Annotated in this window: 12 protein-coding genes and 1 riboswitch; of the genes, 5 read left to right on the forward strand and 7 right to left on the reverse strand. The window is 74.4% G+C overall.

Annotated features, from left to right (window positions below):
* Positions 1 to 17: 17 nt before the first annotated feature.
* From O2W14_RS14265 to O2W14_RS14285, 5 genes are all read right to left on the reverse strand, one after another.
* Positions 18 to 1,259: an MFS transporter gene (locus O2W14_RS14265; RefSeq protein WP_269176768.1), complete on the reverse strand. Its 1,242-nt coding sequence runs from the start codon at positions 1,257 to 1,259 to the stop codon at positions 18 to 20.
* A gap of 97 nt (positions 1,260 to 1,356) precedes the next feature.
* On the reverse strand, positions 1,357 to 2,853 hold the full coding sequence (locus tag O2W14_RS14270; protein WP_269176769.1) for a precorrin-2 C(20)-methyltransferase: 1,497 nt from the start codon (positions 2,851 to 2,853) through the stop codon (positions 1,357 to 1,359).
* Positions 2,850 to 3,470 (reverse strand): precorrin-8X methylmutase, encoded by a 621-nt coding sequence (locus O2W14_RS14275; protein ID WP_269176770.1) that lies wholly within the window; start codon positions 3,468 to 3,470, stop codon positions 2,850 to 2,852. The genes O2W14_RS14270 and O2W14_RS14275 overlap by 4 nt, the downstream gene beginning before the upstream one ends.
* Positions 3,470 to 4,648 (reverse strand): precorrin-3B synthase, encoded by a 1,179-nt coding sequence (locus tag O2W14_RS14280; protein ID WP_269176771.1) that lies wholly within the window; start codon positions 4,646 to 4,648, stop codon positions 3,470 to 3,472. The genes O2W14_RS14275 and O2W14_RS14280 overlap by 1 nt, the downstream gene beginning before the upstream one ends.
* Before the next feature lie 61 nt (positions 4,649 to 4,709).
* Positions 4,710 to 5,393, reverse strand: a complete 684-nt coding sequence (locus tag O2W14_RS14285) for a DUF4383 domain-containing protein (RefSeq protein WP_269176772.1) — start codon at positions 5,391 to 5,393, stop codon at positions 4,710 to 4,712.
* 194 nt (positions 5,394 to 5,587) lie between these two features.
* On the opposite strand from O2W14_RS14285, the gene O2W14_RS14290 reads away from it, so the two are divergent.
* On the forward strand, positions 5,588 to 5,929 hold the full coding sequence (locus tag O2W14_RS14290) for a tetratricopeptide repeat protein (protein WP_269176773.1): 342 nt from the start codon (positions 5,588 to 5,590) through the stop codon (positions 5,927 to 5,929).
* 122 nt (positions 5,930 to 6,051) lie between these two features.
* Here the strand turns inward: O2W14_RS14290 and O2W14_RS14295 are convergent, their stop codons facing one another.
* On the reverse strand, positions 6,052 to 6,975 hold the full coding sequence (locus O2W14_RS14295; protein ID WP_269176774.1) for an epimerase: 924 nt from the start codon (positions 6,973 to 6,975) through the stop codon (positions 6,052 to 6,054).
* A gap of 252 nt (positions 6,976 to 7,227) precedes the next feature.
* Between O2W14_RS14295 and O2W14_RS14300 the strand changes: the two genes are divergently transcribed.
* Positions 7,228 to 7,779, forward strand: coding sequence for an FKBP-type peptidyl-prolyl cis-trans isomerase (locus O2W14_RS14300; protein WP_269176775.1), 552 nt, complete (start codon positions 7,228 to 7,230; stop codon positions 7,777 to 7,779).
* 3 nt (positions 7,780 to 7,782) lie between these two features.
* On the opposite strand, the gene O2W14_RS14305 is transcribed toward O2W14_RS14300, so the two are convergent.
* Positions 7,783 to 8,214, reverse strand: coding sequence for an Lrp/AsnC family transcriptional regulator (locus O2W14_RS14305; RefSeq protein WP_269176776.1), 432 nt, complete (start codon positions 8,212 to 8,214; stop codon positions 7,783 to 7,785).
* A 103-nt stretch (positions 8,215 to 8,317) separates the two neighbouring features.
* Here O2W14_RS14305 and O2W14_RS14310 point away from each other — a divergent pair, with 103 nt between their 5' ends.
* The 3 genes from O2W14_RS14310 (at position 8,318) to O2W14_RS14320 (ending at position 14,864) form a co-directional block, all read left to right on the forward strand.
* A complete protein-coding gene (locus O2W14_RS14310) occupies positions 8,318 to 9,349 on the forward strand; it encodes an ornithine cyclodeaminase (protein ID WP_269176777.1) in 1,032 nt (343 codons plus the stop codon).
* A gap of 43 nt (positions 9,350 to 9,392) precedes the next feature.
* Positions 9,393 to 9,460: riboswitch (cobalamin riboswitch) on the forward strand.
* Between the two features lie 51 nt (positions 9,461 to 9,511).
* A complete protein-coding gene (gene cobN, locus O2W14_RS14315; RefSeq protein ID WP_269176778.1) occupies positions 9,512 to 13,135 on the forward strand; it encodes a cobaltochelatase subunit CobN in 3,624 nt (1,207 codons plus the stop codon).
* 232 nt (positions 13,136 to 13,367) lie between these two features.
* Positions 13,368 to 14,864, forward strand: a complete 1,497-nt coding sequence (locus O2W14_RS14320; protein ID WP_269176779.1) for an NAD(P)/FAD-dependent oxidoreductase — start codon at positions 13,368 to 13,370, stop codon at positions 14,862 to 14,864.
* Positions 14,865 to 14,908: the final 44 nt, after the last annotated feature.

Here is a 14,908-nt window from a genome sequence, read left to right on the forward strand (position 1 = left end):
AGGGGATCGTCCAGGGATCAGCTCTTGGAGGCGGGGACCCGGTCGGGGGCCGGCGTCGACGTGGCTCCGGCGACCGGGTGGCGGGCGTGCAGCACGAGCCCGGCCACGGCCAGCAGCGCCAGCACGATGACGCCGGCGCCGTAGACCTGCGCGGTCCGCTCCAGGCCGACGTGCCCGGCAGCGATGCCCGCAGCGATCGCCGGCAGGCTGAAGCCCAGGTAGCTGACGGTGAAGACCGCGGCCAGCAGCCCGGCCCGCGCGCCCGGTGCCACCCCCAGGGTCACCGTGGCCATCGCGCCCAGGAAGGCGCTGCCGAAGCCGGCACCGGAGACCACCGCGGCGATGAAGAACAACGCCAGCGAGCCGGTCGCCAGCGCGGTCACCGTGCCGGTCACCCCGGCGGCGAAGACCAGCGCGCCGGCGATCATCGCCCGGGCCGGGGCGACGCCGCGCATCCCGAGCGAGCCGATCAGGCCGGTGCCGTTGAGCGCCAGGATCACCAGACTGCCGATCAGGTGGTCCTGCACGCCGAAGACGGTGGAGACCAGCGACGGGCCGAGCGAGGCGTAGAGCCCGCCGAGCGCCCAGGTCGCGAGCAGACAGGGCAGGACGACGACGAACGCGCGGCGCTGCGCCGGTGGGACGTGCACGCTGGGCCGCAGCGATGCCACCGCGCCCGCCGAGCGCGGTGAGGTCTCGGGCAGGAACACCAGCACGCCGACCGCGGCCACCAGGCAGAGCGTGGTGAGGGTGCCGAACACCCAGCTCGTCGGGGCGGGCAGCCACTCGACGGCCATCCCGGCGCCGACCGCGCCCACCGACAGCCCGAAGCCGGGGGCCGCGGCGTTGACCAGCGGGCCCAGTGGCTTCTCGCTCCGCTGCAGGTCCAGCAGCGCAGCGCCGAACGCCCCGGTCATCGCCCCGGTCGCCAGGCCCTGCACGACCCGGGCGGCCAGTAGCCAGCCGACCCCGTCGGCGGCGAGGAACAGCACCATCGACACCGCCTCGAGCACCAGCGCCGCGGCGAGCACCGGACGGCGGCCCACGTGGTCGGAGAGCCCGCCGACCACCAGCAGCGACACCAGCAGGGCGAGGACGTACACGGCGAAGACGACGGTCAGCACCGCGGAGCCGAAACCGAACTCCTCGGCGTAGACGCGGTACAGCGGCGACGGCACCCCGGACGCGGCGAGCACGAGGACCAGCAGGACGGCGACCGTCCAGAAGGCGGCGGGTCGACCGAGTCGACGACGGGGCACGGACCGGTGCAAGGAGCAACGAGCCGGGGCTGTTCCCACGCTCAGGTGGTCAGCCGGCCCGGCGCCGCCAGGAGCAGCAGCGCCGGGCCGGCCCGCATCAGGCGCCCGGGTAGCGGCGGGAGGTGAAGACCCGGCCGGTCGCGGTGACCTGGGTCTGGGTCGAGCCGATCATCACCAGGCAGCGCATGTCAACCGTCTCGGGGTCGAACTCGCCGAGGGTGGTGACGGTGACCGTCTCCTCGGGCCCGCCGACGTCCCGGCCGACCACGACCACGGTGTCGGGCTTCTTCACCTCCAGCAGCGCCCGGTGCGCCTCGCCCAGCTGGTGCGGGCGGGCCTTGGACCGCGGGTTGTACAGCGCCAGCACCAGGTCCGCCGACGCCGCGGCGCGCAGCCGGTCCAGGACGACGTCCCAGGGCTTGAGGACGTCGGACAGCGAGATGACCGCGAAGTCGTGACCGAGCGGCGCCCCGACGCGGGAGGCCACCGCCTGCGCCGCGGTCAGCCCGGGCAGCACCCGGACCGGCACGTCGGGGAAGTCCTCGGCCGCGACCTCCAGCACCGCCGCGGCCATCGCGAACACGCCCGGGTCGCCGCTGGAGACCACGGCGACCCGCCGTCCGGACCGGGCCAGCTGCAGCGCGTGCGCGGATCGCTCGGCCTCGACGCGGTTGTCGCTGGGGTACCGGGTCTGCCGCGGGTTGGCCGGCACCCGGTCCAGGTAGGGGCCGTAGCCGACCAGGTCGTCGGCGCCGGCGAGCGCCTCGGCGGCCTCGGGCGTGGTCCAGCTGCGCTGCCCGGGGCCCAGGCCCACGACGACGACCTCACCGGCGCGCGGCTCGGCGTCCTCGGTGCGCTCGGGGTCGTTGCCCGGGCCGGTCAGCTCGCTGGGCAGCAGCGCCAGGGAGAAGTAGGGCACGGTGTCCGGGTCGACCTCGGCCAGCGGCAGGATGCGCTGCCGGTCGGTGGTCGCCCGCTCCACGTAGAAGGCCCGGTCCAGCACGCCGGCGGCGTCGAAGGCCTCGCGCACGCTGGTGAACGTGCGGCCCAGCTTCATCACCGCGGCGGAGTCGGTGGTGGCCAGCCACTCGGCGAGCTCGTCGGTGGGCAGCGTGCCGGGCAGCACGGTGAGCACCTCGTCGCGCTCCACCAGCGGCCGGCCCAGCACCGCGGCGGCCCCGCTGACGCTGGTCACGCCGGGCACCACCTCGGTCTCGTACCGGTGCGCGAGCCGCTTGTGCATGTGCATGTAGGAGCCGTAGAAGAACGGGTCGCCCTCGGCCAGCACGACGACGTCCCGGCCGGCGTTCAGGTGCGCGGCCAGCCGGGCGGCGGCGGCCTCGTAGAACTCGTCGATCGCGCCCTGGTAGCCGCCGGGGTGGTCGGTGGTCTCGGTGGTGACCGGGTAGACCAGCAGCTCCTCGACCTGGCCCTCGCGCAGGTAGGGGGCGGCCAGCGCGCGGGCGACCGAGCGCCCGTGCTGCGCGGCGTGGAAGGCCACGACGTCGGCCGCGCCGATCAGCCGGGCGGCCTTGACCGTCACCAGCTCCGGGTCGCCGGGCCCCAGCCCGACCCCGTACAGCCGGCCGGTCATTCGACGGTGCTCGCGATCGCGTTGACGGCGGCGGCGGTGATCGCGCTGCCACCGCGGCGGCCACGGACGACGAGGAACTCCAGGTCGGCCTCGGCGAGTGCGTCCTTGGACTCGACCGCACCGATGAAGCCGACCGGGATGCCGACCACGGCGGCCGGCCGCGGGGCGCCGTCGCGGACCATCTCCAGCAGGTGGAACAGCGCGGTGGGCGCGTTCCCGATCGCCACCACGGCGCCGTCGAGCCGGTCGCCCCACAGGTGCATGGCGGCGGCGGTGCGGGTGGTGCCCAGCTCGCGGGCCAGCTCGGGGGTGCGCGGGTCGTTGAGCGTGCAGACGACGTCGTTGTCCTTGGGCAGCCGCTTGCGGGTCACCCCGGAGGCCACCATCTGCGCGTCGCACAGCACCGGGGCGCCGGCGTCCAGCGCCTCCCGGGCGCGGGCGACGACGTCGGGGGAGAAGTCGATGTCCTCGGTCAGGTCGACCTGGCCGCAGGCGTGGATCATCCGCACGGCCACCTGGGCGACGTCCCCGGGGAAGCGCGACAGGTCGGCCTCGGCCCGGATCGTGGCGAAGGAGCGGCGGTAGATCTCCGCGCCGTCGTGCTCGTACTCGTACATCAGCCCTCTTCGATCCGGTAACCGCTGGTGGTGGCGACGACGTCGACCACGTCGCCCTGGGGCCGACCGCATCGGCGCTCGCACCCGACCCAGTGCTGGCGGGCGCCGTCGGCGGGCAGCGCGCGGGCGCGGACGGCGGCGACGGCGTCGGCGCGCACGTCGGCCAGCGACCTGGCACACCCGCGACCGGCGCAGGTGGTCACCCGCAGCCAGGGGCTGGCCTCGTCGAACACCATGCCGGTGCGGAACAGGTCGACGGCGGTGTCGTCGACGGTGTCCTCGGCGAGGTCGGGGACGACGACGCTGCGCCACGGGGTCAGCTGCACCTGGCCGGTGCGGTCGGCCAGCAGCTCGGCCTGCGCGGCGGTGAGCCGGCCCAGCGGGAGGACGCCGATCAGCGCCGTGCGGCCGTCGACCTGGGTGGCCGCGCCCACCGGGCCCACGACCGGCGCGGGCGGGACGTCGACCGGGGTCTCGCGCGGCCCGTCGAGGCGGGCGGCGACGCGGGCGGGACCGTCGGTGAGCTCGGTGACCCGCCAGGCGGTCGAGCCCTGCGCGGCCCGCTCGGCGAGGAAGGCGCGGGCGGCGGCGAGGGCGAGCAGGACGGCGTCGTCGCCGGTGGCGCGCAGGCCGGTGTCGGTGCCGCCGACCAGCAGGGCGACCCGGTCGGGGGACAGGGCCAGCAGGCCGACGTCCCCGGCGAACCCGGCGACGTCACCGCGGCCGTCGTCGAAGGTGGCCAGGAAGCGCCCGGGCAGCTCGGCGAGCGAGGGGTCGGCGCGCAGGCCGGCGTCGAACAGGGTCACCCAGCGACCGGCGTCGGCGTGCCCCTCGCCGTCCCTGCCGGACAGGGTGCTGGCCAGGACGTTGCGGGCGCGCTCGTGGGTGTCGCTGGGCAGCAGCCCGGCGTCGGCGAGCCGGGCGCCGAGCTGGTCCTGCGTGCCCGGCTGCAGGCCGCGCAGCTGCAGGTTGCCCCGGCTGGTCAGCTCGAGGTGCCCGTCGCCCAGCTCGCGGGCGGCGGCGGCGAGGACGCGCAGCTGGGCGGCGGTCAGCACCCCGCCGGGGACGCGGACCCGGGCCAGCTCGCCGTCGGCGGCGGAGTGGGTCTGCAGCGCCCCGGGGCAGGCGTCGACCCGGTCGCGGACGGGCGCGACGGCGGGGGGCTGGAGGGAGGACATGGCGTCCGCGAGGTTACGTCCACCCCGCCACCCCGCCGCCGGCCCGTGGGCGGAGGGTGGCTCAGCCGACCATCGGCCGGTCGTAGGACATCCACACCGTGCGGCGGGCGGAGCGGCTGCGCACCTTGGCCATCGCCTGCACGCGGGCGAGCTGGTCGCCGGTGGCGCGGTGCTCGATCACGGCGAGCTCGGCCTCGCGCATGGCGCGCTCCGCGGCCTCCTCGGCCGGGGTCTCGGGCAGCTCCGGGCTCTCCATGACCTCCGCGCCGGCACCCTGGGCGCCGCGGTAGGGGCTGTCGTCGGGCAGGTTGCCGCTGACCCGGCCGTAGGCGCCCAGGGTCAGCAGCACCAGGCCGGCACAGACGGAGAAGATGACGTTGGCGACGGAGAAGGCCAGGAAGTTCCAGTCGGTCTCCAGCAGCGCCAGGTTGATCAGCGCCGAGGCGATGAACAGGGCGCCGATGACCAGCATGATCGTCGAGGCGGTGCGGGAGCTGCGGACGGCGGCGACCACCAGCACCGCTGCGGTGACCAGCGAGATGGTCGACAGCAGGCCGTTGGACGACAGGCCGGCGATGCGCTCGCCGTCGGTGGAGAAGTAGGCGAGGCCGTCGAGCAGCCCGAGGACGCCGAACGTGGCGATCACCGCGGCGACGACGAGGGCACCGATCCGGTGGACGACGGTGACGCGGGTCTTCTCCTCGGCGGGGGAGGACCACTTCGGCATGTGCAGGGTGTGGGTCATCACGAACTCCGGGGGAGGAGCGGGCGCCGGGCCGGTCGGCGTCGGCGGGCGGTCCCTACCCACTTCCGTGGCACACAACTCAGCGACTCGCCAGAGAAATGTCGTTGCGTACAGGAACGACTTCGGTGCGTGGTCGGGGCGCCCCGGGAAGCTCGGCGGCCGCCCGGCTGTTGGCGGCCGGTGGAAGGAGCGTCATGACCAACCCCACGCCCCAGCACCGCCCCGTCGACCTGCACTCGGAGTACCTGCGCGCCGACCTGTTCCTCGCCGTCGACCAGCCCGTCGAGGCCGCCAAGGTCCTCGCCCCGCTGGTCGAGGCGGAGCCGGCCAACCAGGCCGCGCTCGAGCTGCTGGCCCGCAGCTACTTCCGCTCCGCGCAGCTGACCCGCGCCGAGGAGGCCCTCGTCCGGCTGGTCGAGCTCGCCCCGGCCAACGGCTGGGCCCGCCGCGCGCTGGCCCGCACGCTGGAGCGGCAGAGTCGGGCGCTCGAGGCCGTCGCGCACCACCGGGTGGCCGACGCCCTCGGCGCGGCCTGAGCCCACGCCCTCCGGTCCGGTGGGCACCCACTGCAGGACGGTCGAGCCCTGCCCCCGACCGGGGGCAGGGCTCGACCCTCGTGGGCGGTGCCCCCGCCCCGCCGCCGGGCACCTCCGGCGAGCTACGGGGACGGGCTGCGCAGCAGGTCGGTGAGCGCCTCGTGCAGGTCCGGGTGGCGGAACTCGAACCCTGCATCGGCGAGGCGCCGGGAGACCGCCCGGCGACCGGTGAGCGCCAGGCCGGGGTCGGTGCGGAGCAGCACCGCGCCCACCCGCACCAGCAGCTCCGGGGTGGGCGGCGCGGCCGGCCGGTGCAGCACCGCCCGCAGCGTCGCCATCAGCTCGGCGTTGCGCACCGGGTCCGGGGAGGTGGCCAGCAGCACGCCCTCGGGCGGGGGAGCGGCGAGCTCGTCGACGCCCAGGCACCACCGGGCGATCGCCAGCCAGTCCTCGACGTGCAGCCAGCTGGTCCACTGACGTCCGCTCGCGATGCGGCCGCCGAGACCCAGCCGGGTGAGCAGCACCAGCCGGTCCAGCGCCGGGGTGTGCCGGTCGAACACCACGCTCGTGCGCAGCACGACCTGCCGCACGGCGTGCGCGCCGACGGCGGCGTCCTCCCAGGCGCGGGCGACCCCGGCCATCTGCGGCGGGCCGTCGGCCGGCGGGGTGTCCTCGTCGACCAGCGTCTCGCCGGCGTCGCCGTGGACGGCGGCCGTGCTCGCCTGCAGCCACACCGGCACCGGCTCGTCGAGCTGAGCGGCGGCAGCCCGGAGGGCGAGCGTCGGCTGTACCCGTGAGCTGGTGAGCAGCGCGGTGTTCGCCGCGGTGGGCCGCCGGTCGACCAGCAGGCCGGCCAGGTTGACCACTGCGGCACCCGCCAGCTCGGCGGCCCACGGGCCGACCGTGACGCCGTCCCACGCCACCTGCCGGACCGGCCCGGGGCGCGGGCTCCGGGAGAGGACGACCACGTCGTGCCCGCGCTCGACCAGGTCAGTGCACAGCCGCCGTCCCAGCGCACCGGACCCGCCGGCCACGACGACCTTCACGACGCCGGCCCCGCAGGGGACGCCGGCGTGCGGGCAGCGGGAGTGGCACCGACGTCGGTCACCGGAGCACCTTGCGATGGACCCGAGCCCTCCGCAAGCCCCGGACGCCGTGTCCGCAGTGGGACGCGGCGGCGACTGGTGCGCCGACGGGACGTCGCCCGGACGCAGGCCCCGCCGGGGTCCACCCGGCGGCTGTGGTGTGCTGGAGGCACCGCCCCAGCACTCGAGCACCGCTCGGCCAGGAGACCTGCCATGACCCGCCGCACCGCCCCCCGCCTGCTGCTCACCGCTGCCGCCGCGCTGTCCCTGGCCGCCTGTGGCGGAACGGACGCGGCCGCCCCGCAGGTGCCGGAGCAGACCGCTGCCGCAGCCGGTGGCTGCCTGGCCGAGGCCCCCACCACCGAGGCGCCGGCCGAGGTGTCCACCGACCTGGCGGTGAAGCCCGAGGCCCCCTGCTACTCCGCCCCGGCCCCCACCGACCTGGTCGTCAGCGACGTCGTCGTCGGCACCGGTGCCGAGGCCGTCGCGGGCACCGACACCGCGGTGAAGTACGTCGGCGCCTTCTACGAGCAGGCCGAGGAGTTCGACTCCTCGTGGTCGCGCGGGGACGACGAGACCCTCCCGGTCACCGTCGGCGCCGGCCGGGTCATCCCCGGCTTCGACCAGGGCATCGAGGGCATGAAGGTCGGCGGCCGCCGGATGGTCACCATCCCCAGCGAGCTCGGCTACGGCCCGGCCGGGCAGGGCCCCATCCCCGGCGGCGCGACGCTCATCTTCGTCATCGACCTGGTCTCGGCCGGCTGACCCTCAGCGCAGCACCGAGGTCAGCAGCAGGCTCGTCTCGCTGTTGGCCACCCCGGGCACCGACCGGATGCGGGCCAGCAGGGCGTCGAAGGCGGCGAGGTCGGCTGCCCGGACCTCCGCGACCAGGTCCCAGGCGCCGTTGGTGGTGTGCAGCGACTCGATCTCGGGGAACCCGCCCAGCGCGGTGATGACGGCGTCGGTCGAGCGGCCCGCCACCTCGATCAGCGAGATCGCGCGCACCCCGCCGGTCGTGGCGTCCTCGCGCACCCGCACGGTGAACCCGACGACCACCCCGGTGGCGACGAGCCGGTCCAGCCGGGCGGTGACCGTGGCGCGGGTGACCCCCAGGCGCCGCGCGAGCTCGGCCACCGGGGCGCGGCCGTCCTCGCGGAGGACCGCCAGGAGCCGGCGGTCCAGCTCGGTCAGCGGCGTCATGAGCAGAAGGTAGAGACGGGCTGCGCAGGGTGGTCGGTCCGGTGCCGCGAAACGCGCGGTCCGTCCATCGACGGTCCCCCGTCCCGCTCCCTAGCGTTGCGCCATGACGGAGTTCGTGGACGTGCGCAGCATGGTCCGGTGGGTCGCGGCCACCGGTGTGGAGCAGGTCGTCGCCGGGATCGCCGGGTACGTGGCGGAGGACCTCCGCCGCTGGGAGTCCTTCGACAAGACCCCGCGGGTGGCCAGCCACACGCCCTTCGGCGTCATCGAGCTGATGCCCACCAGCGACGGCGAGCTGTACGCCTTCAAGTTCGTCAACGGCCACCCGGACAACCCCGCCCGCGGCTTCCAGACCGTGACCGCGTTCGGTGCGCTGGCCGAGGTGCACAACGGCTACCCGGTGTTCCTGGCCGAGATGACCCTGCTGACCGCGCTGCGCACCGCGGCCACCTCGGCGGTCGCCGCCCGCGCCCTGGCCCGCCCGGACTCCCGGCGCCTCGCGCTGATCGGTGCCGGCAGCCAGTCGGAGTTCCAGGCCCTGGCGATGCGCGGCGCGCTGGGCATCGAGCAGGTCAGCGTCTGGGACACCGACCCGGCTGCGATGGCCAAGCTGGCGCGCAACCTCACCCCGCTGGGCTTCGACGTCCGGGTCGCCACCTCCGGCCGGGACGCCGTGCGCGGCGCCGACGTGGTCACCACCTGCACCGCGGACAAGACCCGGGCGCGGGTGCTGGAGGACGGGTGGCTCGAGCCGGGCACGCACGTCAACGCGATCGGCGGCGACTGTCCGGGCAAGACCGAGCTGGACCCGGCGATCCTGCTCGGGGCCGACGTGTTCGTGGAGTTCGAGCCGCAGACCCGGGTCGAGGGCGAGATCCAGGCACTGCCGGCCGACTCCCCGGTCACTGAGCTGTGGGAGGTGCTCACCGGGCGGGCACCGGGGCGCACGTCCCCGGCGCAGGTCACCGTCTTCGACTCCGTCGGCTTCGCCATCGAGGACTTCGCCGCCCTGCGGTACGTCCGCGACGCCGTCCGCGGCACGCCCTGGGTCTCCTCCATCGACCTGGTGGCCGAGCCGGAGGACCCCAAGGACCTGTTCGGGATGGTCAGCGCGCTGTCGCCGATCGGGGTCTGAGGGCGCCGCCGGGTAGCGTCTGGAGCAACCACGGCAGTGCAGCAGGGAAGCCGGTGCGACACCGGCGCGGTCCCGCCACTGTGACCTCCTCACGGAGGGAGCCAGACACCTCGGCTGCCGTGTCCGACGACCCGGGGCGCGGACCCCGAGGGAGGCACCACCGTGAGCCCACGCACCTTCACCCTGCTCTCCACCTCCGACACCGACCTGCTGTCGGCCCGCGCCAGCGACTCGTCCTGGAAGCTGGGCAACCCCTACCGCGCCGGCGACCTCGCCGAGTTCGCCGCCGGGACCGACCTCGTCGTGGTCCGCATCCTGGGGTCGCGCCGCAAGTACGAGGACATGGTCGCGCCGCTGCTGGCCCTGGGCGTCCCCGTCGTCGTGCTCGGTGGCGAGCAGCTGCCCGACGCCGAGCTGATGGAGCTCTCGACGGTGCCGATCGGCGTGGCCACCGAGGCGCACGCCTACCTGGCCCAGGGCGGACCGGACAACATCGTGCAGCTGCACCGCTTCCTGGCCGACACCGTGCTGCTGGACGGCGAGGGCTTCGACGCCCCGGCCGTCGCGCCGGACTGGGGCCTGCTGGAGCGCCCCACGACCGCGACCGGGCCGCGGGTCGCCGTCCTCTACTACCGCGCGCACCACCTGGCCGGGAACACCGCGTTCGTGCACGCGCTCTGCGAGGCCATCGAGGACGCCGGCGGTGTGCCGGTGCCGGTCTACACCGCCTCGTTGCGGTCGGTGGCGCCGGAGATGCTCGACGTGCTGCGCACCGTCGACGCCATGGTCGTCACCGTGCTCGCCGCCGGTGGCACCAAGCCGGCCACGGCGTCGGCCGGTGGGGACGACGGCGCCTGGGACGTCGGCGAGCTGGCCCGGCTCGACGTCCCGGTGATCCAGGGACTGGTGCTCGGCACCCCGCGGGCCACCTGGGCGGCCAACGACGACGGGCTCTCCCCGCTGGACGTGGGCAACCAGGTCGCCATCCCCGAGTTCGACGGCCGGATCATCAGCGTGCCGTTCTCCTTCAAGGAGGTCGACGAGGAGGGCCTGACCTCCTACGTCGCCGACGCGGAGCGGGCCGCCCGGGTGGCCGGCACCGCGGTCGCGCACGCCCGGCTGCGGCACACCGCCCCCGCCGACCGGCGGATCGTGATCATGCTGAGCGCCTACCCGACCAAGCACGCGCGGATCGGCAACGCGGTCGGCCTGGACACCCCCGCCTCGACGGTCCGGCTGCTGGCCGCGATGGCCGGGCAGGGCTACGACATCGGGGCGTTCGACGGCGAGGGCTCGTTCCCCGGCGTCGCCGACCTGGACGGCGACGCGCTGGTGCACGCCCTGATCGAGGCCGGCGGCCAGGACCCGGACTGGCTGACGGCCGAGCAGCTGTCGGGCAACCCGGTGCGCATCCCGGCCGCGGAGTACCGCCGCTTCTTCGACACCCTCCCCGCCGAGCTGGCCGACCGGATGGTCGAGCACTGGGGCCCGCCGCCGGGTGAGCTGTTCGTCGACCCGACCGACGACTGCATCGTCTTCGCCGCGCTGCGCGCCGGCAACGTCGTGGTGATGGTGCAGCCCCCGCGCGGGTTCGGGGAGAACCCGATCGCGATCTACCACGACCCCGACCTGCCGCCCAGCCACCACTACCTGGCCGCCTACCACTGGCTGCGCTCCTCCTTCGGCGCGCACGCGGTCGTGCACATGGGCAAGCACGGCAACCTGGAGTGGATGCCGGGCAAGACCGTCGGGCTGTCGGCGTCCTGCGCGCCGGACGCGGCCCTGGGCGACCTGCCGATGGTCTACCCGTTCCTGGTCAACGACCCCGGCGAGGGCAGCCAGGCCAAGCGCCGGGCACACGCGGTGCTCGTCGACCACATGGTGCCGCCGATGGCCCGCGCGGAGACCTACGGCGACATCGCCCGGCTCGAGCAGCTGCTCGACGAGCACGCCAACATCGCCGCGATGGACCCGCCGAAGCTGCCCGCCGTCCGGCAGCAGATCTGGACGCTGATCCAGGCCGCCAAGCTCGACCACGACCTGGGGCTGGACGACCGCCCGCACGACGCCGAGTTCGACGAGATGATCCTGCACGTCGACGGCTGGCTGTGCGCCATCAAGGACAGCCAGATCCGCGACGGCCTGCACGTGTTCGGCTCCCCGCCCGAGGGCGACGCCCGCGTCGGCCTGGTGCTGGCGATCCTGCGGGCCCGGCAGATCTGGGGCGGCTCGGTCGCCATGCCGGGCCTGCGCGAGGCGCTCGGCCTGGTCGAGGACGGCTCGGCCGGGCTGCACGAGACCGACGAGGTCGAGGCGCGGGCGCTTGCTCTGGTCACCGCGATGGAGGCGGCCGGCTGGACCGCCGACGCCGTCGAGCCCACCGTCACCGAGGTGCTGGGCGGCCCGCACGCCGACGTCAGCCGGGTGCTGGACTTCGCCGTCGCCGAGGTCGTGCCGCGGCTGGCGAGGACGACCGACGAGATCGACATGGCCCTGCACGCCCTGGACGGCGGGTACGTGCCCGCCGGCCCGTCGGGCTCGCCGCTGCGCGGGCTGGTCAACGTGCTGCCGACCGGGCGCAACTTCTACTCCGTCGACCCGCGCGCGGTGCCCTCCCGGCTGGCCTGGGAGACCGGGCAGGGGCTGGCCGAGTCGTTGGTGGAGCGCTACGTCTCCGAGACCGGCTCGTTCCCGGCGTCCGTGGGCCTCTCGGTCTGGGGCACGTCGGCCATGCGCACCTCCGGGGACGACGTCGCGCAGGTGCTCGCGCTGATCGGCGTCCGTCCGGTCTGGGACGAGGCGTCGCGCCGGGTGACCACGCTGGAGGCCATCCCGCTCGGGGAGCTGGGTCGGCCGCGGATCGACGTCACGGTGCGCATCTCCGGGTTCTTCCGGGACGCCTTCCCGCACGTGGTGACCATGCTCGACGACGCCGTCACCCTGGCCGCGGGCCTGGACGAGACGCCGGAGCAGAACTTCGTGCGTGCGCACGTGGACGCCGACGTCGCCGAGCACGGCGACCGCCGGCGGGCCACCACCCGGGTGTTCGGCTCCAAGCCCGGCGCCTACGGGGCCGGTCTGCTGTCGCTGATCGACAGCCGGGACTGGCGCACCGACGCCGACCTGGCCGAGGTCTACGCGGTGTGGGGCGGGTACGCCTACGGCCGCGGCCTGGACGGCGTCGCGGCGCGGCCGGACATGGAGACCTCCTACCGGCGGATCGCGGTCGCGGCGAAGAACATCGACACCCGCGAGCACGACATCGCCGACTCCGACGACTACTTCCAGTACCACGGCGGCATGGTCGCCACCGTCCGCGCGCTGACCGGCAGCTCGCCGAAGGCCTACATCGGCGACTCCACGCGGCCCGAGCACGTGCGCACCCGCTCGCTGGTCGAGGAGACCTCACGGGTGTTCCGGGCGCGGGTGGTCAACCCCAAGTGGCTGGCCGCGATGCGCCGGCACGGCTACAAGGGCGCCTTCGAGATGGCCGCGACGGTGGACTACCTGTTCGGCTACGACGCCACCACCGGCGTGGTCGCCGACTGGATGTACGAGAAGCTCGCCCAGACCTACGTGCTCGACCCGGAGAACCGGGCGTTCATGGAGCAGTCGAACCCCTGGGCGCTGCACGGCATCGCCGAGCGGCTGCTGGAGGCGGTGGACCGGAAGCTGTGGGCGGAGCCCGACCCGGCGCTGCTGGCCGAGTTGCAGCAGGCATACCTGGACACCGAGGGCGACCTCGAGGGCGGGGACACCCCCGCCCAGGCGGGCGCCCGCACCTGACCGGCGTCCGGACGTGGATCAGGTGACCTGATCAGACTCTGTCCTCCCTCACCAACGCTGGTGAGGGAGGACAGACGGTGATCAGGTGACCTGGTCCACGCTGAGCGCCGCACCGACGCGTCCGCGGAGAGTCGCGGAGCCGTCATCGCTACGTTGGACACCGTCGCCCGGGGGAACCGGGCAGGACCGGGTGGGTCGCACCCGGTCCGCACTACCGAGGGGAACGCAACGCATGGAGCAGGCCGATCCGATGAACGTGGTGGTGATCGGGGCGGGCCCGGCGGGCCTCACCGCCGCCTACGAGCTCACCAAGCGCCACGTGCCGGTGACGGTCGTCGAGGGCGACGCGATGGTCGGCGGGATCAGCCGCACCGCGGAGCGGGAGGGCTGGCGCTTCGACATCGGCGGGCACCGCTTCTTCACCAAGGTGCCCGAGGTCGAGGCGCTGTGGCACGAGATCCTCCCCGACGAGGACTTCCTGCTCCGGCCGCGGATGAGCCGGATCTTCTACGACGGCAAGCTCTACGACTACCCGCTCAAGGCCTCCAACGCCCTGCGCAACCTGGGCCCGGTGGAGGCGCTGCGGTCGGTGGCGTCCTACGCGGCGGCCAAGGTCCGCCCGCCGAAGGAGGACACCCTCGAGGGCTGGATCGTCGCCCGCTTCGGCCGGCGGCTGTACGAGCACTTCTTCAAGACCTACAACGAGAAGCTCTGGGGCGTCCCGGTCGACAAGCTGCCGGCCGACTTCGCCGCCCAGCGGATCAAGAACCTCTCGCTCACCGGTGCGGTGATCAACGCGCTCACCCCCAAGCGCAAGCAGACCCAGATCACCTCGCTGATCGAGGAGTTCCAGTACCCCAAGTACGGCCCCGGGATGATGTGGGAGGCCGCCGCGGACAAGGTCACCGCCGGCGGTGGCACCGTCGTCCTGGAGGAGAAGGTCCAGACCGTCCACTGGGAGCCCGGCCGCGGCGTCACCGGCCTGACCTCCGTGGTCACCGGCGGGTACGGCCCGGGCGCGGGCGCGCCGGAGGCCACCCGCACCGACATCGGGGCGCACAAGGACTACCCGGCCGACCACGTCATCTCCTCGATGCCGTTCTCCTCGCTGGTGCGGGCGCTGGACCCGGCCCCGCCGGCCGAGGTGCTCGCCGCCGCCGACGGGCTGAAGTACCGCGACTTCCTCACCGTCGCCGTGGTGCTGCCGGTCGAGGCCGGCTTCCCGGACAACTGGATCTACATCCACTCCCCGGAGGTAGAGGTCGGGCGGATCCAGAACTTCGGGTCGTGGTCGCCGTACCTGGTCAAGGACGGCCGCACCTGCCTGGGCATGGAGTACTTCGTCAACGTCGGTGACGACACCTGGAACCGGTCGGACGCCGACCTCATCGCCCAGGGCGGCCGGGAGCTGGAGCACCTCGGGCTGGCGAAGGCCGCGGACGTCGAGCGTGGCTTCGTCGTCCGGATGCCGAAGGCCTACCCGTTCTACGACGCCGGCTACAAGGCCAACGTCGAGGTCATCCGCCGCTGGATCGAGGCGAACACGCCCAACCTGCACCCGGTCGGGCGCAACGGCATGTTCCGCTACAACAACCAGGACCACTCGATGCTCACCGCACAGCTGACCGTGCAGAACATCGCCGACGGGGCGCACCACGACGTGTGGGACGTCAATGTCGAGGAGGACTACCACGAGCAGGGGCCGGCCGACCGCGAGGCCGACCGCTGAGGGGAGGCCCTCCTGCCTCCTGCAGGAGGGCCGACCGATGACTT

It is taken from the genome of Modestobacter sp. VKM Ac-2986 (genome assembly GCF_026967795.1).
Lineage (GTDB): Bacteria > Actinomycetota > Actinomycetes > Mycobacteriales > Geodermatophilaceae > Modestobacter.

Coding starts and splice junctions, on each gene's coding strand:
- O2W14_RS14270 (WP_269176769.1), bottom strand. CDS start 2,853: ATGACCGGCCGGCTGTACGGGGTCGGGCTGGGGCCCGGCGACCCGGAG.
- O2W14_RS14275 (WP_269176770.1), bottom strand. CDS start 3,470: ATGTACGAGTACGAGCACGACGGCGCGGAGATCTACCGCCGCTCCTTC.
- O2W14_RS14280 (WP_269176771.1), bottom strand. CDS start 4,648: ATGTCCTCCCTCCAGCCCCCCGCCGTCGCGCCCGTCCGCGACCGGGTC.
- O2W14_RS14285 (WP_269176772.1), bottom strand. CDS start 5,393: ATGACCCACACCCTGCACATGCCGAAGTGGTCCTCCCCCGCCGAGGAG.
- O2W14_RS14290 (WP_269176773.1), top strand. CDS start 5,588: ATGACCAACCCCACGCCCCAGCACCGCCCCGTCGACCTGCACTCGGAG.
- O2W14_RS14300 (WP_269176775.1), top strand. CDS start 7,228: ATGACCCGCCGCACCGCCCCCCGCCTGCTGCTCACCGCTGCCGCCGCG.
- O2W14_RS14305 (WP_269176776.1), bottom strand. CDS start 8,214: ATGACGCCGCTGACCGAGCTGGACCGCCGGCTCCTGGCGGTCCTCCGC.
- O2W14_RS14310 (WP_269176777.1), top strand. CDS start 8,318: ATGACGGAGTTCGTGGACGTGCGCAGCATGGTCCGGTGGGTCGCGGCC.
- O2W14_RS14320 (WP_269176779.1), top strand. CDS start 13,368: ATGGAGCAGGCCGATCCGATGAACGTGGTGGTGATCGGGGCGGGCCCG.